This is a genomic window from Dickeya sp. NCPPB 3274 (assembly GCF_000406205.1).
In the GTDB taxonomy this organism is placed as follows: domain Bacteria; phylum Pseudomonadota; class Gammaproteobacteria; order Enterobacterales; family Enterobacteriaceae; genus Dickeya; species Dickeya fangzhongdai.
Map to the genome: position 1 here is coordinate 761,259 of NZ_CM001979.1, position 20,261 is coordinate 781,519.

Here is a 20,261-nt window from a genome sequence, read left to right on the forward strand (position 1 = left end):
GCGTTTGCCTAATTTTCCGTGTCATAATTTCATCATATGGGAGATATTGCCTAATGACTAAATGAAATACAGCCACAATAATTTAAATAAAACAGGATTTTTATTTAATTAATACATGGTTCCTTTTTTGTGATGTTGATCTCTCTGCCGTATAGCGACAGAGAGAAATATATCTGCGCTTTGCTTGATACAGACTTACGCCATATATCTGATGCATTTTTCGATACACACAGTTTATTGCTGAAAATCTTGTAAATGAGTTAACTATCCAGGCAGGTAACAACGTGAAAATAGAATCGATTGATGTCACCGTCTTCACTTATCCCACTCGTCGCGTCTCCGACAGCGCCGGACATTCCCATCCCGGTGCTGAAAATCAGGCCCGCATGGCGTTACTGACGATCAGCACCGATGAAGGCCACAAAGGCTATGCGTTTGCGCCGCCGGAAGTGATCCGCCCGTATGTGGTGAACAGCTTTTTCCGCAAGGTGTTGATTGGGCAGGATCCGTTTGATCGCGAGCGGCTGTGGCAGGATCTGGTGCACTGGCAACGCGGCAGCGCCAACCAGTTGACCGACCGGGCGCTGGCGATCGCCGAGCAGGCGCTGTGGGATCTGGCCGGGCGCGCGCTGAACCTGCCGGTGTACAAACTGCTGGGCGGCTACCGCGATAAAGTGCCGGCCTACGGCAGCACCATGTGCGGCGACGAGCTGACAGGCGGCCTGTCCACGCCGGAAGAGTACGGCCAGTTCGCTGAAAAGCTGGTGAAGCGCGGTTACAAAGCCATCAAGCTGCATACCTGGATGCCGCCGGTGTCGTTCGCGCCCAGTCCGCAAATGGACGTTAAAGCCTGCGCGGCGGTGCGCGAGGCGGTGGGGCCGGATATCTGCCTGATGCTGGACGGCTACCACTGGTACAGCCGCAGCGAGGCGCTGTATATCGGCCGTGAACTGCAGAAACTGAACTTCACCTGGTTCGAAGAGCCGATGGAAGAGCAGAGCATGGCGTCCTACAGCTGGCTGAACAAGAATCTGGACATTGACGTCATCGGGCCGGAAAGCCTGGGCGGGAAATACTTCAGCCGCGCCGACTGGGTAAAAGAAGGCGCCTGCGACATTCTGCGCGCCGGGGTGCAGGGCGTGGGCGGGATTTCGCCGTGCCTTAAGGTGGCGCATCTGGCGGAAGCCTTCGGCATGGATTGCGAAATTCACGGCAACGGCGCGCCGAATCTGGCGGTGGTGGGGGCGATTAAAAACTGCCGCTGGTACGAGCGTGGCCTGCTGCATCCGTTCCTTGATTACGACGAACCTGTCGCCTACCTGAATTCTCTCATCGATCCGATGGATGAGGAGGGATTTGTGCACTTGCCCCAGCTTCCGGGACTGGGGGAAGACATTAATTTTGACTGGATTGAAGCGCATACCCTGAGTCAGGCGTAGCGCTTGCGGTCTGTACGCGAGTAACCACTAAAAAAACAAATGCTGTCGTCTTCCATACTTCCACACCTGGAGAAGAATAATGAAAGCACGAGCAATACTTCGTACCCTGCTGTTGAGCACACTGTGTATGGCCGCCACGCCGGCTATGCTGTCTGCCAAAACCCCCGACGATCAACTGATTGTCGGCATGAACATGAATAACATGCTGTCACTGGATCCGGCCGCCATGACCGGCAATGAAGTGGTGGGCGTGGTCGTAAACCTCTATGACTCGCTGGTCGAACTGGACCCCGACAACCTGAGCCACGTTTTGCCCGCGCTGGCGAAAAGCTGGAGCGTCAGCGACGACGGAAACGTCATTACCTTTAATCTGGTCGATAACGCGAAATTCCATTCCGGCAACCCGGTGACCGCGGAAGATTTTGTCTGGTCGATGAGCCGGCTGCTGCATCTGAACATGGCGCAGGCGACTACCTGGAAATCGTACGGCTTTACCGCGGATAACGTCGCGAAGATGATCCGCGCCAAAGATGCCCACACGGTGGAGATCGAACTGCCCAAGCCCAACGATCCCAAGCTTATCATCTACTCGCTGGCGACGCTGGGCAGCGGCTCGGTGCTGGATCGCAAGACGGTGTTGCAACACGAGAAAAACGGCGACTGGGGCAATGGCTGGCTGACCACCAATGAAGCCGGTTCCGGCCCCTTCAAGCTGGATGTGTGGCAGGCGAAAGATGTGCTGCGCATCAGCCGCGTCAGCGGTTACTGGCAGGGCGACGCCAAAATGAAGCGCGTCATTTTCCGGCATATGACCGAATCGCAGGCGCTGCGGTTGATGATCGAGAAAGGCGACATTGATGTGGCGACCGGCATGTCGGTGCCGGATATCAATGCGCTTAAGCAGGATAAAGACGTGACGGTGAAGGAGGTAACCAAAGGCACGCTGTATTACGTGGCGATGAGCCTGAAGAACCCGTACTTCGCCAATCCGAAAGTGCGCGAAGCGGTGCGTTATCTGATCGACTACGACGGCATCAATAACACCGTGATGACCGGCTATGGTTTCTATCATCAGCGCCCGATCCAGAAAGGGATGGACGCCACGCTGCCCGATCCGGGCTACAAACTGGATGTGGCGCGGGCCAAAGCCCTGCTGACGGAAGCGGGCTATCCGAACGGGTTTGACACCACGCTGCGCGTGCTGTCGGATCAGCCGTTCCTGAACCTCGCCACCTCCGTGCAGTCCACGCTGGCGCAAGCCGGCATCAAAGTTCAGATCCTCTCCGGCACCGGCAATCAGGTCTATGGCGCGATGCGCGATCGCAAGTTCGACATGCTGGTCGGGCGCGGCGGCGGCGGCGTCGATCCCCATCCGCATTCCAGCCTGCGTTCCGTGGTCTACAACCCGGATAACAGCGACGAAGCCAAGCTGACCAATTTTCAGGGCTGGCGCACCTCGTTCTACGACAAACAACTGAACGAGATGATCGATCAGGCGTTGCTGGAAAAGGATCCGCAAAAGCAGAAGCAAATGTACGTCGACGTCCAGAACCGCTATGAGGCGCTGTACCCGGCCATTATCCCGGTTTCCCAGATGATCGATTCGGTCGTGCTGCGCAAGGATGTCATGAAGTATGTGCCGCATCCGTCCTCCACGACCTATCTGCGGGACGTGTACAAGCAACGCTAGGTGGCGACGCAGAACGCCAACGTGAAATCACTGCGCCGGCGGCGGCCTGATGGTCGTCGCCGGCCGGGGTATCGGGAGAAAAAACATGGTTTTCTCTGATCGGATCAAACCGGGCGAGTGGCTTAAACCGGGCGGCGTGTTGCGCCGGCTGGCGAAACGCTTATTCCAGGTCGTGGTCACATTGTTCGGCTTATTGATCCTGACGTTTGTTATCGGTCGCGTCATGCCTATCGATCCGGTGCTGGCGATCGTGGGGCAGGATGCCGACCAAAGCACCTACCAACAGATCTACCAGCAACTGGGGCTGGATAAGCCGTTGTACGTCCAGTTTTGGATCTATTTCAATGCGCTGTTGCATGGCGATCTCGGCAATGCGCTGCTGACCGGCCGCCCGGTTATCGACGACATTATTCGCGTTTTCCCCGCCACCATTGAACTGGCGACGATGGCAATTATCGTCGGCGCCGGGCTGGGCGTGCCGCTCGGCGTGCTGGCGGCGGCAAGGCGCGGCAAATGGGCGGACTATGTGGTGCGTTTCATCAGCCTGGCCGGCTATTCCACCCCGATCTTTTGGGTAGGGATGATGGGGCTGCTGGTGTTCTATGCCTGGCTGAACTGGGTCGGCGGCGCCGGGCGGGTGGACATGGCCTATGACGGGCTGGTGGAAAACCGTACCGGCCTGCTGTTGGTCGATGCCATGCTGGACGGCAACTGGGAGGTGTTTCGCAGCGCGCTCAATCATCTGGTGTTGCCCGCCACTCTGCTGGGGTTCCACTCGCTGGCGTACATCAGCCGCATGACGCGCAGTTTCATGCTGGCGCAGCTGTCGCAGGAATACATCATCACCGCGCGGGTGAAAGGGCTGTCGGAGTTTCGCGTCGTGTGGGCGCACGCGTTCCGCAACATTCTGGTGCAACTGCTGACGGTAGTGGCGCTGGCTTACGGGTCGCTGCTGGAAGGCGCGGTATTAATTGAGACCGTGTTCTCGTGGCCGGGGTTTGGCTCTTATCTCACCGGTAGCCTGTTGCTGGGCGACATGAACGCGGTGATGGGATGTGTCCTGCTGGTCGGGTTGATTTTCGTCAGCCTGAATCTGCTGTCGGACATGCTGTATCAGGTCTTTGATCCGAGGACGAGAGTATGACGATTTCCTCCGAGCCGGTATTGCGCGCCCGGCCGCACAAGCGCGCCGGCCGTTTGAAGCTGCGCGGCGCGCGTATTCTGGGGTTTCTGTCGCTGCTGATGCGCAACCCGCTGACGGCGATAGGGTCGGCGATTGTTCTGGTGCTGATGCTGACGGCCATTTTTTCGCCGTGGATCGCCACTCATGACCCGCTGGCGCAGGATCTCGCCAACACGCTGCAGGCACCGAGCGCCAGCCATTGGTTCGGCACCGACGAGTTCGGACGCGATGTGTTTAGTCGTCTGGTGTACGGCTCCCGCATCACGCTGTATATCGTGGCGCTGGTGTCGATCACCGTCGGGCCGATCGGGTTGTTGCTGGGTGTGGTCGCGGGGTATTACGGCGGGGTGGTCGACACCATTCTGATGCGCATCACCGATATCTTCATCTCTTTCCCCAGTCTGGTGCTGGCGCTGGCGTTTGTGGCGGCGCTCGGCCCGGGGCTGGAACACGTGGTGATCGCCATTACGCTCACCGCCTGGCCGCCGATCGCGCGTCTGGCGCGGGCGGAAACCTTGTCGCTGCGTCAGGCTGATTTTGTCTCGGCGGTGAAACTGCAGGGCGCGTCTTCGCTGCGCATTCTGCTGCACCACATTGTGCCGCTGTGCCTGCCGTCGGTGATTATCCGTATCACCATGAACATGGCCGGGATCATTCTGACCGCGGCCGGTCTGGGCTTTCTCGGGCTGGGGGCGCAGCCGCCCGACCCGGAATGGGGGGCGATGATTTCGGCCGGCCGCCGCTACATGATGGAGTGCTGGTGGCTGGTGACGATTCCGGGGCTGGCGATTTTGATCAACAGTCTGGCGTTCAATTTCCTTGGAGACGGCTTACGTGACATCCTCGATCCCAGAACTGAATAATGTGAATGCGGCTCACCGCAAGCCGAAAGCAGGTTCGCTGCTGGAGGTGGACAATCTACGGGTGAGTTTCGTCAATGGGCGCGCGGTGACCGACGCCGTGCGCGGCGTGTCCTTCTCGCTGGGGTGCGAAAAGCTGGCGATTGTCGGCGAATCCGGCTCCGGCAAATCCACCGTCGGGCGCGCGCTGTTACGGCTGCATCCGCGCAGCGCCCGCATCACCGCCGAGCGGATGGATTTTAACGGCCTTGACCTGCTGGCGGCGGATGAAGCGCGGATGCGCCAGATTCGCGGCAAACGCATCTCCATGATCATGCAGGATCCCAAGTATTCGCTGAATCCGGTGGTATGCGTCGGCGATCAGATCGCCGAAGCCTATCTTGCGCACCACCGCGTCTCGCGGCAGGCGGCGAAGGAAAAGGTGATTGCGATGCTGGATATCGTGCGCATCCGCCAGCCGGAACGGGTGTACGGCCTGTACCCGCACGAGGTTTCCGGCGGTCAGGGGCAGCGCATTATGATCGCCATGATGCTGATCACCGAGCCGGAAGTGGTGATTGCCGACGAACCGACCTCGGCGCTGGATGTCTCCGTGCGCCTGCAAGTGCTGGCGATGCTGGATGATCTGGTGAGCGAGCGCGGTCTGGGGCTGATCTTTATCAGTCACGACATCAATCTGGTGCGCAGCTTCTGCGATCGGGTGCTGGTGATGTACGCCGGTCGGGTGGTGGAATCGATCGCGGCCGCCGATCTGGACCAGGCGCAACACCCCTATACCCGTGGTTTGCTCAATTCATTGCCGGATATCGATCATCCACGGCCGCGCCTGCCGGTAATGAATCGCGATCCAGCCTGGCTTAACCCTTAAGGAGCGCATATGACGATTGAGGCAAACCACAAGACGCGGGCGATGATCGAGGTGCGTAACCTGAACCTGACGTTCGGCGAGGGAAGCGGGCGCAATCAGGTGCTGTACGATGTGAATCTCACCGTCAATGACGGCGAGATCTTCGGTCTGGTCGGCGAGTCCGGCTCCGGAAAAACTACGGTGCTGAAATGTCTGGCCGGGCTGTTCAATCACTGGCAGGGGCAGTTGTGGATCGATGATCAACCGCTGGCGCATCGCATCGAGCAGGCGCGCTGCCGCCGGGTGCAAATGGTGTTTCAGGATCCTTACGGTTCGCTGCACCCGCGTCATACGGTGGAGACGATTCTGGAAGAACCGCTGTTAATTCACCGCTTCGCCGATCGGGATGACCGCATCGATACGTTATTGAGCAAGGTGGGCCTGGGGCCGCAGTTTCGCCGTCGCTATCCGCACCAGCTTTCCGGCGGGCAGCGTCAGCGCGTGGCGATCGCCAGAGCGTTGATTCTGGAACCGCGGGTGCTGTTGCTGGATGAACCGACCTCGGCGCTGGATGTGTCCGTGCAGGCGGAAATCCTCAATCTGCTGGCGGAATTGCAGCAGCAGGAGAAATTGACCTACCTGATGGTGACGCACGATTTGGGGGTGATAGCGCACCTGTGCCACAACGTCGCGGTGATGCAATATGGCCGTATTCTGGAAACGCTCGCGACCGGCGATTTAGCCCGCGATACGCCCAAAAGCGCTTATACCGCGATGCTGGTGGACGCCAGCCGACAATACAGCCGGGATTTGGCGGTGCGATCGGAGCGGATGTAAACCGGGCGTTTATAGACTGATGTGCATGAGACTGATGTGTATAAGACTGATGTATATAAGACAAATGCGCATAATACGGGAGGGCGACGGCGGTTGCCTTCCCGTTTCCATTTTGGAAACGGGCGGAGATAAAAGGTTGACATTGGTGATATTGAGAATGAAAATCATTTGATTGTTATTTGACGAGCCAGCAACGTGAATCACTCCGCCGCCCTTTGCCCCGAACAGGCTGATGACCGCCATGATGACCAACGGCGTGTGCAGCAGATCTATTCCGAGCACCACTCCTGGCTGCAGGGATGGCTGCGGCGTCGCCTCGGCTGTTCCCAGCAGGCGGCGGATCTGGCGCAGGATACCTTTCTGCGGTTGCTGACTCACTTTCCCGCCGAACCGATCCGTGAACCGCGCGCCTGGCTTAGCACCGTGGCGCATGGGCTGATGGTCAATCACTGGCGGCGCAAAGATCTGGAACAGGCGTATTTGCAGACGCTGGCCTGCCAGGAGTTTGTGGTTAGCCCGTCGCCGGAAGCGCAGGCGATGATCGTCGATGCGCTGGTGGAGATCGACGCGTTGCTGTCCTCGTTGTCGTCCAAAGCCCGACAGGCGTTCCTGTGGGTGCAACTGGAAGGGTTGACCTATCGTCAGGTAGCGGAACGCCTGATGGTGTCGGAGCGGATGGTGAAAAAGTACATGGCGCAGGCCATGCTGACCTGCCTGACCGCGCAAGCGTAATACTATGACGTCGTCGTCTTCTTCCCCCTTGTCCGCCGATATCCTGTCCGCCGCGGCGGAGTGGTTCGCCACGCTGCACGACGAAGGGTGCAGCGAACAGGAGCGGATCACCTGGCGCCGCTGGCTGGAGAGCGATGAACGTCATCAACTGGCCTGGCGTCAGGTGGAACAGATTCAGGCGCGTTTTCAGACGCCGGACAACCGGTTGATCTCCTCGGTGCTGAGCCGTCAGGGGCGCGAACGGCGTGGCGCGCTCAAACTACTGGTGCTGGCCGGGTTGACCGGAGCATTAGGCTACGGCCTGCCGTGGCGCAGCTACGCCGCCGATTATCGCACCGGCGTGGGAGAACGCCGCCAACTGACGTTGGCGCCGGGCGTTCAGGTTTGGCTGAATACCGATTCGGCGCTGAATGTTCACCGCCGGAACGAAGAACTGGTGCTGCAACTGCTGTCGGGAGAACTGCTGCTGGAGCGAGACGCCGACGGGAATACGGCGCTGCGGCTGGAAACGGGGCAGGGCAGCGTGATGCCCGGTTCGGCCTGTAAGTTGTCCCTGCGTACCTGGGAGCAGCGCAGCTGTCTGGCGGTGTTCGGCGGCGAAGCGCACTTGCAACTGGGCGCCGGGGCTGACCGGCGCCTGCGGTTGCCTGCCGGGCAGGAAGTGACTTACTCGCGCGAACAGTGGCAGTCGCCGGTGGCGGTGCAGGCCTTCCGGCAAAGCTGGTCGGGCGGCGTGCTGGTGGCCGATAATATGCGGCTGGACCAGTTGACCGGAGAGATCGCCCGTTATCAGCGGCTGCATTTCCAGCTGGATGACGGCGTGGCGGCGCTGCGTATTTCCGGGGTATTCCCGTTGCAGGACACCGAACGGCTGTTCAACGCGTTGACGAAAACCCTGCCGATTACCCTTTCGCAGCGTTTTCACTGGTGGGTGACGATCCGTTCGCGTCAGGCGTAATTTCCCGCCGTTTCTGAAATTTTTCCCACCATTACCTTGTCTATCCACACGATAGACGCCCAAAAATGACGCTAATCACGCTGGTGTTTCGTGGTTAAAATGCTAAGAATGGTCGCTGAAATATTATTTCACGGTCAGAGCATTGCCACCTCTGGCGACGGGTTGATCCCTTCGTTGGCAGGCGCTGCGATTCCCCTGACGTAGCAGTACGAAACAGGATGTCATATGCAGTTGTTGAATTTGAAACAGGCCAGATTGCTGAGCTTCGTCTTTGTCATGGGAGGGCTGCTGCTGTTAATTGAGCTGCGCCTGCTCGCTTGCTTTATCGCCGGCTTTCTGGTGTATGAAATCATTAATCTGCTGACGCCGTATTTCCAGAAGGTGATCAGCGGCAAACGCGCCCGGCTGGCGGTAGTGGCGGTGATCAGCACGCTGGTGGTGTGCCTGCTGAGCGTGATTTTCGGCGCGCTGGTCGGGTTGCTGATGCAGGAAATGAAGGACACCAGTGTGTTCAACGCCCGCATCGCCTTTATTCTCGACGATGTGCAAAAGCAGATCATGACCTACCTGCCGGGCTATCTGCCGGTCAGCGTGGAGGAGTTGCAGCACGAGTTCGTGACGTGGCTGCAAAAGCACGTGGTGATGCTGCAGAACATGGGGAAAGATTTCCTGCACGGTTTTGTCACCATGCTGATCGGCATGATCCTCGGGGCGATCATCTCCCTGTATAACATCGAGCCGACGGTGGATAAGCCGCTGCTGAAAACCGAACTGATGCACCGGGTGGCGCTGCTGTCGTCCTCGTTTCGCAACATCGTGTTCGCGCAGGTGAAGATTTCGCTGGTGAACACGGTGCTGTCCGCCATTTTCATTCTGGGCGTGTTGCCCGGCTTCGGCATTCATCTGCCGTTTGCCAAAACGCTGGTGGTGCTGACCTTCATTTTTGGTTTGCTGCCGGTGATTGGCAATCTGATCTCCAACTCGGTGGTGTTCATCGCCGCGCTGTCGATTTCTGTGCCGATCGCGCTGCTGGCGCTGGTCTATCTGATGCTGATCCACAAACTGGAGTATTTCCTCAATGCCCAGATTGTCGGCACCCGCATCAAGGCGCACGCCTGGGAGATCCTGCTGGCGATGCTGGTGTTTGAAGCCGCATTCGGCATTTCCGGCGTGATTGCCGCCCCCATCTACTACGCCTACCTGAAAAGCGAACTGCGGGAAGCGGCGCTGATTTAGGCTGTGCCTGCACCATTGCCGGATGCAGCCTCAGCAACATAACCATTCATAGCCAGGTCGTGTGCGCAGACGACCTGGCTATGTTTTCGTAGATGGCAATATATTACGCTGACAATAATAATGTTTTCCTGATTATCTATAGGTGATGATGAACGTCATATAGCCAACGTATTGGTAATACGAGATATCTTATAAATATTGGGACCATCCATTCGTTAAATAGATATCCTTGTCTTTTATTTTTTTATTGTAGGCTGAAAAAAACATCAGTTTCTGGGCTGATGATTTTCATAAGAATAAGGATATCTGATGCCTTTAAATATTATACCCGTCATACGTCGAATTGCAGGTGTGCTGACTTTATTACCTGGCCTATTCATGGGTCTCGTCCTGAAGGCCAACGCGTTGCGTTGTTTAAAACGCAAGTGTTTTTTCCTGCAACTCGAACTGTTTTGGGTATATAAATAAAATATATTCCTCAAGGATAGAGTAATTATGGATTATAGAATGCTTCAGGGGATTTTCTCTGGGTTGCCTTCTGTTGACGACCCGCGTTTCTATTTGTTTGAGGGTTTCTATCAACATAATAAAATCGAAGTGCTCGCAACATTACCCTGGCTGGTTTCCGAATTAATTGAAAATGATGGGTTCGCCATAATGCTGGAATTTGTCAGGTGTTATGGCGGCTGTCGGATCTATATTAATAAAAATTATGCCGCGTTTACGCAAAAAGTGGGCATCGCTTTATCGGAAAAAACATACAGGAACATGTTACTGCACTCAGCTTCTGATAGTGTGCTGGACATTCCCTCTGCATGGGGAATCTATCTGAAGCTGAGAAATGTTGCTATTAGAACACAGCTACTGGCAGGAGTGAACCTGGAGCAGATCGCCCGGGATTTTGGCATGACCGAACGTGCATTACGAAAAATTATGGCCTATGGGTAAGTCGGCCACGATAGCAAATCAGCCGGGCAAAAGATTGTGATGAATCAATGAGAATCTGAACACGAGCATCTGTTCTGATGGGAATGATTCTGTCCGCTGTCTTTCCAGATGAAATTAAAAAGGTAATGGCTGGGAATAAGATAATGTGACCAGACTGAGCTGAATTATTCATGACATAGGTTCTGTTTATATTGAATGTGTTTCCTTATAAGAAACGCCACTGTGTCAGGCAGAATAATGTAATTAACATGGCGGCTCAGTAATAGGCTCATTTTCTATAAATGCGTTAATGAAAATGGTGAGGTGGGAAAGATGGGGCTGAATATGCCCCGGTGTGTCAGTTATATAGGTTATTTATAGAATTGACGGTTTGTTGTTATAAGGTTTTTATTATTTCCGCTCATTGTGACTACCGTATTGAGGGAAGGCTGCGAGCACAGAAAAGATGTGTACGCCCGGCCAATCGGCTGCATAGTGCGGCGCATATATAACGTGCCAGCGTAAATAGAATAAAGATAGACACAAAAGTCGTGCTGGCCTGCTGCCCCAACACCAGCATGGAAAACGTCAGCACCGTATTACATCCCAACCAGACGTACAGCAGTATGTCACGCTGCCGTGACCAGGCCCCTGACTGGGGGATACGAGGCTGTTGAGTCAATCCTTTTGTACCCCAACTGATATCGCTGAAATTCGCCACAGAATAGCTCGTGAGATAAAAGTGGGAGAACGGCAGGCTCGGCAAGTAAAAAACCACTACACGCCATAACGAGTTCAGGTTGTCTGATGCAGATAAAAGCAGCACCAGTAGGGGCACCAGCAGGATAAGGCTGCCTGACACCGGATGGCGACTGATGCTGATAAGCATGATCAGATTGATGACCACCCCCATCACGCTGATGGCGAGACCATGCAGGCGTACCCCCGTTGGGGTGTTGACGCTGTATTTCCGGCTGAGCCACAGCACGCCGCACCAGAGCCAAAGCAGGCTACCTGCTGTTACGTAGCGTGCGGTTTCACCGAATGAAGCCGGAACGAATGATTCGACACCTGCGGCTCCCAATACACTAAACAGCGATGGGAAGAGAAACAAGGTAAGCAGTTGGCTGTAATTCCAGAGCAAGGAGGCGATGATTTGCCCTTTTCTGGCTGATGAGAGTGTGTTTTGCCGCCATAGTCCGGGCAAAGCCAGCAAGGTGGTGGCGCGTACCGCCAGTGTGCTGTTAATCCAGCGGCGCCGCTGTCGTACCAGTTCGGCAAAGGTATGGCAGGGATCGGTCTCCAGGATGGCGTCCGAACGATAGTCGGTCGTAGAAGGCGGAACACTATCCCTGACTATCTCAAACCCCAACACCCGATCTTCAGCCAGAAATTGGTTATGTTCCAGCAAGCCCTGGGGGTGCAGGCCGCGTAAATAGCGCTGAAGTGGCGATGACGCGGTTGAAGACGGCATGTTGAACGTTGCATAGCGAATCAGGCTGCATTGACCCGGCACGACCTCCATATACCCCAGCCGTTGGCTGACTGGCCAGTCAGTAATTTTTTCCCACAAAAAGTCGCCATATTGCCAGTTCAGTATCGGTCGCTGGTCGGTCGGCGGCGGGGTGAGGATACGGGCTGTCACCGCCGCACAGTGGTGGTGCTCTTCCAGATAGTCATGCAGGCGAGACAGGCAATGTGCATCGGGAACAGAACCGGTATCAATTTGCAACGCATAACTCGGCGTGATCAGCCGACAAATATGGCGGAAAAACCAGCTGTGTGAGTCCAGTTTGCCGCGATTATGGTGCTTAAGAGCCAGTACCAGCGTCACCGATGATAATGCGTTCTGCGTGGGGGGGATGAGTGGCGATGGCGGCAATATTTCACTGGTGGATAAGGTAAGGCACTGAAGCGACAACTGATTATCTATGCTTGTATCGGCGTCGGAAGGCGGTGATGGGGAAGACAGGTCAAAACCCAGCGAAGACAACTGTGCCCGCGTTTGCGGATGCAGCGCCGCTTCGCCATCGGTAACAATACATATCACCAGCGGGGGCGACGGCGCGTCTTCGAGCGTGGTGGAAAACCGGCTGGCGCACAATGCTGTCAGCGTAGTCAGCAGCGCTGCGGGCGGCTCATTGTATAGCGTTACACAGGCCATTATTTTACTGGTGGTAGGTAAGTGCCGGGGATAAATCAGTCTGCCTTCCGGCAGCGCCTCAATCGCTACAGCAAACGTATCCGTCTGCGGCATTGCTCGGTTTCCGACGGCAAGCGCGGGGAAAATCCTGTTCATTATGGTCATCCTTGTCAACATGAGCGTTTAGGCCGAAAGGCGCAAGGCCAGTGGTTCAAAGCCTTCATTCCGTAATGGATTGTGAGGCAGCCGCCAAAAATCGGTCACAATGCTGGAGTAAATACGGCGAAAGTCAGTGGTAAAGTAGGGATTTCCCGCCTCATCCAGCTTACCAAGGTCACTGGGCGAGCCATAAATCCCGCCGCTTAAAGCGCCGCCCAGCAGCAGGGCGACGCCACTGGTGCCGTGATCGGTGCCGCCGGAGGCATTTTCCTCCGGGCGACGACCAAACTCGGATTGCACCAGAATCAGCGTGTCCTGCCAGGTGCCGATGTCCATCAATCCCCGACGTAATCCCATCAGCAGTGTGGCCACCTGATGTAATAGCGGACGGTGCAGCTCATTCATCGAACCATGTAAATCAAACCCAGGCATACCTAGCTTAAATACCGGCGTGTCCACATTGCAGGCAATCAGCCACAGAAGTTGTGCGCCCTGAACGTAAACCGGCTCCAGGTAGCCGTACTCGCTGCTTCTAAACAGCCGTTCAAACGGGTTGGGGCGGTTGAGTTTTTGCCGGATCCGTTGGCTGATGTCGCGATGGTTTTCAATCAACGAACGGATGTAGTGAGTCGCTGAATTAGGCACTTGAACGGCCGGCCGTAGCGCCATGTCACTGGAGGACATCAGGGCGTTGGTATCCTGAAGTTCCAGAGCGCGTATCCCCTCTTCCTGTAGAAACGCGGGCGAACCAGAAAAAACGATGCCGTTGGCATCATGGGGCGCGGCCCAGCTACGGTTTGCCGCGATAGTGCGTCCCGCCCATCCGGAACGTTGTGCCGTATCAACATAGCCGGTGTTCCAGATAGCGGTGGAATCGAAATGCGACAGCGATGGATTGGGGTAGCCTGCGTCCGGTATCACGGCCAGCTCGCCGCGCTGATAAAGTTCTCCCAGAGGTTTGAATGACGGATTAAATGCCAGTTCATCATTTAAGCTGATCCAATCCTTGGGGGAAATCGCCAGATTGGGGCGATAGCGACGATAGAGTGGGTCGCGGTAAGGAATGAGCGTATTCAGCGCATCGTTGCCGCCAAATAATTCCAGAATAATCAGCCGACGCCGACCGGTTTGCCGACCCAGCGCCTGAAGATTTTCCGCCAGCGACGATGTTGGCAATAATGATACCAGCGGCAGCGAACCAAACAGTTTCAGCAGGTTTCTGCGGGTATACAGGACAGGTTTAGCCATAACAACTCCATGAATTATTTCAGGTTATATGCCGGGTCTAGCGTGAGGAGCCGGTACATTTGCTGTTGCAGACTTAACATCTGGCTGGCGGACGTTTCCTGCATCATCGGCGTCATATCGCCGGTGAACGTTGGCATAAGCGGCGGCACTTGAGTCAGTGGGGACGGCGTGTTAGTCGGTGCTTGTTGCGGCATCAGTTGCAGGCGCGCCGTGCCGTATTCGATACTGGAATTCAACGGTGTGCGCAGGTCGTCCAGTGATGCCTGTTCTGGACTGCTTGCAGGGTTCAGCGTGAATTCCAACTGGGCGTCGCAATAAAAGGAGGCCGGCGGCACCCCCATTGGACAACGCCCGTATGTGGTATTGACCCAGCGCGACTCAGCCGGGTTATAACGCTGCCCGTTCAGTTCTATCCAGTTGATAAATAAATGGGTATCCACATCCGTCAGCGTAAAGGCGATGGTGATGGTTTTCGGGTTTGCCGGCAGTGCGGAAACCGGGATATGCGCGTTTTCCCACATCGGTTTCATCGCCGCCGATTCATTGGACGCTTTCTCGATACCCTGGGTGTGCAAGCCTGCCTGTGCGGTGATATCGGCTACCGGCCGGCCGTTAACGAGAACGCTGAATTGTGCGGGCGCGCGGCGGTATTCCGAATTGAAGCGGATGTGCAGGCCGTCGGGTGGCGTCGCGGCGAGCTTGCGCGATTGATCAACGGCGACCCACAATCGTTCAATAATGCGTTTTCTGTTAATGATCTTGCTATTGTTAAGCCAGTGATAGCCCCCTTTCCAGCCAGAAACATCCGGTGCCAGGAACGGTTCCTGCCCCAGCACTTCGCTGTAGTCGGCCAGTACACGGTAATCCGGCAGGCGCAGGTGGAAAGTGCGCGCAAACCCGACAACCAGATCCAGGGGTGATTTGATCAGACTGCCGCGGTTCTCCAGCGCCCAGAATGCCTCGCTGAGCAACAGGGTTTTCAGCAGTGCATTCAGGTCATAGTTACTTTCACGTAGCGTGGTAGCCAGGCGGGCAATTTCGGTAGGATCAGGCTGCAATGATACGAATTCGTAGAAAAATTTTGCGGCAATTCGTTCAGCGGTGCTGGGTTGCCGCAGTAAAACCTCCACCAGTTGATCCAGTTCGTCCGAGGCGCTTGCGGCAATGGTTTGACCGAGTACGGTTTTGGCGCCCGTGTCCCTGTCCTGTTCGTTGACTTTGTAATACCAACCCTGATTTTGGTCTACGGTATGCCCGGCCAGCAGGCGAGCCACCTGCTTAACGTCCTGTTCGCTATAGCGGCCGATGCCCAGTGTGAACAGTTCCATCAGTTCGCGAGCCAGATTTTCATTGGGAGAGATACGGGTGTTTTTAACGTTGTCCAGCCCGCTTAGCATCATCGGATCGCGCAGTATTCCTTTCAGCAGTTCACGAAAGTTTTTTCCTCCCCATTGGCGAAACAACATCAGTTGATCATAAAAAGGCGCGGAAACGCGAGTGTTCTGGAAACGTGAAACAAAATGGTTGTGCCAGAACAGGGCCAGACGTTCGGCAAATGGCGAGGGGGTTTCAATCATTTCCTGTATCCACCAACTCTGCAACTGGCTAATTTCGTTGATACGGTAAGCCACCACGTCCTGTTTTTCCCAGTCCTTGTCCCAGTAATTGGGGCGCGGTTGTGAAAGGTAATACGGGGGTTGGAGGTAGTTGGGCTGTTCAAGTGATGATAATAACCGTGAGACGGCTTGCTCTTTGGATAACGGCAGCAACGCGTTGATATCTTGCTGACTGGCGCCAAAGCTGGTACGCCCCAGTAAATGCCTGGCTTCATCGATGGTCAGTGCGCTGGCGCTGGTACAAACCAGCAGCAAGATTCCAGCCATAGATGAACGGATGAAAAAGCGACGTGATAGGTGTGCGCAAAGGGCGGAAAAGTATGCTGGCATCGTGGCTGCTTCCTTGGTTGTCCGAAACTACAGCATCCTGCTGTATGGACTACTTTATGGCGTTTTAGCCGGTGTGCCAGGTGGAACTGTTCCCCCCCTTGTTGGTGTCGGGAAAGAAAGAGAGAGCCGATAAGAATTAAGAAAAGAAAAATGCCGCCCGGAGGGCGGCATTGAATGATGATAGACCGAGGGTAATCTTAGCGATGAGACGTCGCAACCACTGGTTCCGGCACGTCTTGTTGCATGCCGAGCGGGTTATTGCCCCAGCACTGTTCGTATTTCCAGCCGGTCAGTTCTTCGGCAACCGCGCGGGCTTCCGGCGGAACATCGGCAATCGCGCCGCCTGCTTTGATACGAGCAATTTCCTGCAGCAGAATCATGTGATTCTTACGGTCCAGACGCATCTGGGTGCTGAAGTAGATAGCGACCACCGCCAGAGCAACCACGCCCAGAGAGAACACGCCCACAATCGCCAGCACGGCGCTTTCCGGCTGGGCCGCTTTGCCGGATACGAATCCGAACTGGCTCAGAATCCAGCCCATGGCGAAGACGATGACGGAACGCACCATCTTACCGGCGAAGGTCATGGCGCCGGCGTAAATCCCTTCACGGCGACGACCGGTCAGCACTTCATCCACGTCCGCCAGGAAGGTGTAGACCGTCCAGGGAATGTAGTAGATACCGCCGGTGCTCAGACCGAAGATAGCGGTGATACCGAACAGAACGATGATGGTAGTAGTTTGAGACCAGCCAGTGAAATAGAGCGCTGCGTAGGCGATCACGCTGACAATAACCACCGTCAGCGCCAGGCGATACGGGCGACCGAAGCCCATTTTCACGCAGATGCCGATGAAGAGGAAGGTGGAGATAAACTGCATAATCGAGCTGAAGCTGTTGAGCTGCGACACTACCGCCGTGCTCTGCTTCAGACCGAATACGATGAAATAGGTAAAGGCGGAAGCGAACAGCCATTCAGCGCCGAAACCGAACAGGTACATCCCGAGGTGTTTACGGAAAATACGCAGACGGAAAGTCGAAGCCATGTCGATGCTGAGTTTTTTCAGCGACTGCCACAGGTTCTGGGTATGTTCGCGCGCCACTTCGCTCGGGGAACGTTCCCAGGAGGTGAAGTAGAGGGCGATCATCGCCGCACACATGATGAAGCCATAAGCCAGACCGGTGTAGAAGAACGGCGTGGCGGAGTCTTTACCATAGATGCCGATGAACTGCCCCGGAATGAACGCGGCCAGGAAGTTGGCGACCTTACCGAAGATGGCTTTGGAGCCGGTCAGTTTGGAGCGAACTTTGAAGTCGGTGGTCATCTCGGTGGCGAGCGTTTCGTACGGCACCATGATGGAGGTGTAAATCAGTTCGAACAGCACATAGGTCGACAGGTAGTACCAGAAGCCGAGCCCTTCCATCCACAGCATCGGGTAGACCAGTACCAAAGGAATACCGAGCAGGATGAAGAAGCGACGGCGACCGAACATGCGGCCGATGCGGGTATTGTAGAAGTTGTCGCTGATGTAACCCATGATCGGGTTACTGATGGCGTCGATGACGCTGGCCACGGAGAAAATGGCAGCGGCCTCAACCAGAGACAATCCACAAAAGGTGGTATAGAAGTACATTAGCCAGGCGCCACTAATGGCTAAGGCGCCACTGCCTAGCAAGTTCGCGCTGCCGTAACAGAGCGTGTGTTTCAGTGTGATGGGTTTACTCATGATCAATTCGCCTAACAATATTAAAACATTATTTCATTTGAAATGAACTTATGTTCTTATCATTTGCCCGTTCGAGACAAAAGTAAACTAGCCATCCCACTCCTGGCTGCTTTTAATAGGAATCTGTCTGGGAGATCATGAAATAAGTTTTTTTAATTTGATCACGAATATTGACCGGTAAAACGCGATGTTTGTCGGCTGACATCATTTTTTTATCGTAAAACGATAAAAATTATCGGTGGCAGGAACGACAGCGTCGGGGAGGGTGGTGAAACTATCAGCGTTATTTCGCAATGTCGGCCCGCAAAAATCAAGAATAATTGTAAAAAATAGCGATGAACTGTGATCGGCTTGTGATCCTGGATAGTAGGCGTGACGCGCAAAGTGTGATTTATCTCACGGCACCAGACAGTGTATTTTACCGGGTCATGAGTGAATTGTTGGTAAGACGGGCTATGCCAATCATTATCAGACTGGACGTGCTGCTGGCACAAAAAAAGATGAAGTCCCGCGAGCTGGCGGGGTTGATCGGCATTACCGAGCAGAATCTTTCGCTGCTGAAATCCGGCAAGGTGAAAAGCATCCGGTTCGATACATTGCAGAGAATATGCGAGGTGCTGTCCTGCCAGCCTGGCGATGTGCTGGAGTATTTGCCGGAAGAGTGAAAGCTGGCGCTCCCGAGGGGGCGGCACCGGGATATCACGGCGTACAGGCAGCATCTGAGCATGCCGCGCTCCAGGTCTCTTTCCTGAGCGCGACATTGGGGGACGGCGTCAGCGCCGTGTGATATAGGAATACAGGTCAGTCGTTGGATAACGCCGCAACGGTTGCTTTGGCGCCGTTGTCGCGCAGCGACAAGTAGGCGTCGGTCAGCGCCGCCACCCACGCCGCGTTGCCGGGCAGGTCATCGCCAAACAGCGTGCTGATGGACAACAGTCCGCGGACCCGCTCTGCGTCGTCACGGGTGGTGCTAACGATCTGCTGCAACGTGGCGGCCAGCGGATCGCGGATATCGATCGCCTGACCGGCATCGTCGATGCCGCCGACGTAACGCATCCAACCCGCGACGCCCAACGTCAGCGCGCGGTGATCGCTGCCGCGCGCCAGATGCCAGCGCAACGATGCCAGCATGCGCTGGGGCAGTTTCTGGCTGCCGTCCATCGCAATCTGCCAGGTGCGGTGTTTCAGCGCCGGGTTGGCAAAACGCTCAAGCAACTGGTCGGCATAGGCGGTCAGGTCTACGCCGGACACATGCAGAGTCGGCGCCTGCTCCTGTAGCATCAGGTGACGCACCGCCTGCCGGTAGCAAGGGTCGTCCATACCGTTGTTGATATGCTCGTAACCCGCCAGATAGCCGAGGTAGGCCAGGAAAGAGTGGCTGCCGTTGAGCATGCGCAGCTTCATCTCTTCAAACGGCAGCACATCGTCCACCAGTTGGGCGCCCGCTAGTTCCCAGTCGGGGCGGCCGGCGACAAAGCTGTCTTCCACCACCCACTGAATAAACGGCTCGCAGGCGATGCCGCATGGGTCCGCTACGCCGACGGCGTCGGCTACCTGGCTCAGCGTTTCCGGCGTGGCGGCAGGTACGATCCGATCCACCATGGTGTTGGGGAAGGTGACATGCTGCGCGATCCAGTCCGCCAGCGCGGGATCCTGCAACCGGGCGGCATCCATCACCACCTGGCGAGTCACTTTGCCGTTTTCCGGTACGTTGTCGCAGGAAAGCACGGAGAAGGGCGCAATGCCTCGCTCGCGGCGCAGGCGCAGCGCTTCGGCCAGCAATCCCGGCACCGACGAAGGTTGGCGCGGGTGGGCCAGATCCTGCTGTACCAATGGGTTGCCCCGATCGAGTTCCCCTTTGTTGCCTGCGCGGCAGTAGCCTTTCTCGGTGATGGTCAGCGAGACGATCGCGACGATAGGGTCCGCCAGTTGTTCCAGAATCGCCGCGATCCCTTCCACCCGGGCGTGCAGCGACTTGCAAACCGCGCCAACCACGATCGCCTGATTGCCGTGGGCGGCTTTCTCCAGCACGGTAAACCGGTGATCCTGACGGCGCAGGGCGGAAATCAGGGTATCGTCGCTGAACAACACCACTTCGCAAATCCCCCAGTCGCCGCCCTGACGGTTGAGCACCCGATCGGTCAGCAACGCCTGATGCGCGCGGTGAAACGCGCCGAAGCCGATGTGTACGATGCGGGGTTTCAACGACTGACGGTCGTAGCGGGGTTGTTGCACTGCGGCGGGCAGCAGCGTGTTGGACAGATTTTTTTCGTTGCCGGACAAACTGTTACTGGACATAGATGGCGTCCTGAAAAGAGAAAAATTAACCGCC

At 56.0% G+C, this 20,261-nt stretch carries 16 protein-coding genes; 11 read left to right on the forward strand and 5 right to left on the reverse strand.

Annotation, left to right across the window (positions count from 1 at the left end; translation table 11 throughout):
- Positions 1-284 precede the first annotated feature (284 nt).
- The 10 genes from DXX3274_RS04150 to DXX3274_RS04200 all read left to right on the forward strand — a co-directional run bounded on the left by DXX3274_RS04150 (position 285) and on the right by DXX3274_RS04200 (position 10,730).
- Entirely contained in the window at positions 285-1,439 is a 1,155-nt protein-coding gene (locus DXX3274_RS04150) for a mandelate racemase family protein (protein WP_042858726.1), read from the forward strand.
- 79 nt (positions 1,440-1,518) lie between these two features.
- A complete protein-coding gene (locus tag DXX3274_RS04155; protein ID WP_042858728.1) occupies positions 1,519-3,129 on the forward strand; it encodes an ABC transporter substrate-binding protein in 1,611 nt (536 codons plus the stop codon).
- Between the two features lie 85 nt (positions 3,130-3,214).
- Complete coding sequence (locus DXX3274_RS04160) at positions 3,215-4,273, forward strand: ABC transporter permease (RefSeq protein WP_042861863.1); 1,059 nt, start codon at positions 3,215-3,217, stop codon at positions 4,271-4,273.
- Between the two features lie 98 nt (positions 4,274-4,371).
- On the forward strand, positions 4,372-5,175 hold the full coding sequence (locus tag DXX3274_RS04165; RefSeq protein ID WP_371206897.1) for an ABC transporter permease: 804 nt from the start codon (positions 4,372-4,374) through the stop codon (positions 5,173-5,175).
- Entirely contained in the window at positions 5,147-6,040 is an 894-nt protein-coding gene (locus DXX3274_RS04170) for an ABC transporter ATP-binding protein (protein WP_084478690.1), read from the forward strand. Before DXX3274_RS04165 ends, DXX3274_RS04170 begins: the two co-directional genes overlap by 29 nt.
- Before the next feature lie 42 nt (positions 6,041-6,082).
- Complete coding sequence (locus tag DXX3274_RS04175; RefSeq protein WP_042861866.1) at positions 6,083-6,856, forward strand: ABC transporter ATP-binding protein; 774 nt, start codon at positions 6,083-6,085, stop codon at positions 6,854-6,856.
- A gap of 258 nt (positions 6,857-7,114) precedes the next feature.
- A complete protein-coding gene (locus tag DXX3274_RS04185; protein WP_042858733.1) occupies positions 7,115-7,588 on the forward strand; it encodes a sigma-70 family RNA polymerase sigma factor in 474 nt (157 codons plus the stop codon).
- 4 nt (positions 7,589-7,592) lie between these two features.
- The gene (locus DXX3274_RS04190; RefSeq protein ID WP_042858734.1) at positions 7,593-8,546 is read left to right on the forward strand and encodes a DUF4880 domain-containing protein; all 954 of its coding nucleotides are present in this window, start codon (positions 7,593-7,595) and stop codon (positions 8,544-8,546) included.
- Positions 8,547-8,771: 225 nt separating this feature from the next.
- A complete protein-coding gene (locus tag DXX3274_RS04195) occupies positions 8,772-9,782 on the forward strand; it encodes an AI-2E family transporter (RefSeq protein ID WP_042858736.1) in 1,011 nt (336 codons plus the stop codon).
- A gap of 495 nt (positions 9,783-10,277) precedes the next feature.
- Positions 10,278-10,730 (forward strand): hypothetical protein, encoded by a 453-nt coding sequence (locus DXX3274_RS04200; RefSeq protein WP_042858738.1) that lies wholly within the window; start codon positions 10,278-10,280, stop codon positions 10,728-10,730.
- Positions 10,731-11,139: 409 nt separating this feature from the next.
- Here the strand turns inward: DXX3274_RS04200 and DXX3274_RS04205 are convergent, their stop codons facing one another.
- The 4 genes from DXX3274_RS04205 to DXX3274_RS04220 all read right to left on the reverse strand — a co-directional run bounded on the left by DXX3274_RS04205 (position 11,140) and on the right by DXX3274_RS04220 (position 17,929).
- Positions 11,140-13,008, reverse strand: coding sequence for an addiction module (locus tag DXX3274_RS04205; protein WP_193747054.1), 1,869 nt, complete (start codon positions 13,006-13,008; stop codon positions 11,140-11,142).
- A gap of 27 nt (positions 13,009-13,035) precedes the next feature.
- On the reverse strand, positions 13,036-14,259 hold the full coding sequence (locus DXX3274_RS04210) for a DUF1501 domain-containing protein (RefSeq protein ID WP_042858739.1): 1,224 nt from the start codon (positions 14,257-14,259) through the stop codon (positions 13,036-13,038).
- 14 nt (positions 14,260-14,273) lie between these two features.
- Positions 14,274-16,142 carry a DUF1800 family protein gene (locus tag DXX3274_RS04215; RefSeq protein WP_238556081.1) on the reverse strand — a complete coding sequence of 623 codons (1,869 nt, stop codon included), beginning with the start codon at positions 16,140-16,142 and terminating at the stop codon, positions 14,274-14,276.
- Positions 16,143-16,402: 260 nt separating this feature from the next.
- Positions 16,403-17,929: an MFS transporter gene (locus DXX3274_RS04220; RefSeq protein ID WP_042858742.1), complete on the reverse strand. Its 1,527-nt coding sequence runs from the start codon at positions 17,927-17,929 to the stop codon at positions 16,403-16,405.
- 455 nt (positions 17,930-18,384) lie between these two features.
- Between DXX3274_RS04220 and DXX3274_RS04225 the strand changes: the two genes are divergently transcribed.
- Complete coding sequence (locus tag DXX3274_RS04225) at positions 18,385-18,594, forward strand: helix-turn-helix transcriptional regulator (RefSeq protein WP_038662173.1); 210 nt, start codon at positions 18,385-18,387, stop codon at positions 18,592-18,594.
- Positions 18,595-18,730: 136 nt separating this feature from the next.
- Here the strand turns inward: DXX3274_RS04225 and DXX3274_RS04230 are convergent, their stop codons facing one another.
- The gene (locus DXX3274_RS04230) at positions 18,731-20,227 is read right to left on the reverse strand and encodes a mannitol dehydrogenase family protein (RefSeq protein ID WP_193747055.1); all 1,497 of its coding nucleotides are present in this window, start codon (positions 20,225-20,227) and stop codon (positions 18,731-18,733) included.
- Positions 20,228-20,261: the final 34 nt, after the last annotated feature.

What these genes read in the sequence shown, in the direction of transcription:
- DXX3274_RS04155 (WP_042858728.1), top strand. Translation starts at nt 1,519, where the DNA reads ATGAAAGCACGAGCAATACTTCGTACCCTGCTGTTGAGCACACTGTGT.
- DXX3274_RS04160 (WP_042861863.1), top strand. Translation starts at nt 3,215, where the DNA reads ATGGTTTTCTCTGATCGGATCAAACCGGGCGAGTGGCTTAAACCGGGC.
- DXX3274_RS04165 (WP_371206897.1), top strand. Translation starts at nt 4,372, where the DNA reads ATGCGCAACCCGCTGACGGCGATAGGGTCGGCGATTGTTCTGGTGCTG.
- DXX3274_RS04175 (WP_042861866.1), top strand. Translation starts at nt 6,083, where the DNA reads ATGATCGAGGTGCGTAACCTGAACCTGACGTTCGGCGAGGGAAGCGGG.
- DXX3274_RS04190 (WP_042858734.1), top strand. Translation starts at nt 7,593, where the DNA reads ATGACGTCGTCGTCTTCTTCCCCCTTGTCCGCCGATATCCTGTCCGCC.
- DXX3274_RS04195 (WP_042858736.1), top strand. Translation starts at nt 8,772, where the DNA reads ATGCAGTTGTTGAATTTGAAACAGGCCAGATTGCTGAGCTTCGTCTTT.
- DXX3274_RS04200 (WP_042858738.1), top strand. Translation starts at nt 10,278, where the DNA reads ATGGATTATAGAATGCTTCAGGGGATTTTCTCTGGGTTGCCTTCTGTT.
- DXX3274_RS04205 (WP_193747054.1), bottom strand. Translation starts at nt 13,008, where the DNA reads ATGAACAGGATTTTCCCCGCGCTTGCCGTCGGAAACCGAGCAATGCCG.
- DXX3274_RS04210 (WP_042858739.1), bottom strand. Translation starts at nt 14,259, where the DNA reads ATGGCTAAACCTGTCCTGTATACCCGCAGAAACCTGCTGAAACTGTTT.
- DXX3274_RS04215 (WP_238556081.1), bottom strand. Translation starts at nt 16,142, where the DNA reads ATGGCTGGAATCTTGCTGCTGGTTTGTACCAGCGCCAGCGCACTGACC.
- DXX3274_RS04220 (WP_042858742.1), bottom strand. Translation starts at nt 17,929, where the DNA reads ATGAGTAAACCCATCACACTGAAACACACGCTCTGTTACGGCAGCGCG.
- DXX3274_RS04225 (WP_038662173.1), top strand. Translation starts at nt 18,385, where the DNA reads ATGCCAATCATTATCAGACTGGACGTGCTGCTGGCACAAAAAAAGATG.
- DXX3274_RS04230 (WP_193747055.1), bottom strand. Translation starts at nt 20,227, where the DNA reads ATGTCCAGTAACAGTTTGTCCGGCAACGAAAAAAATCTGTCCAACACG.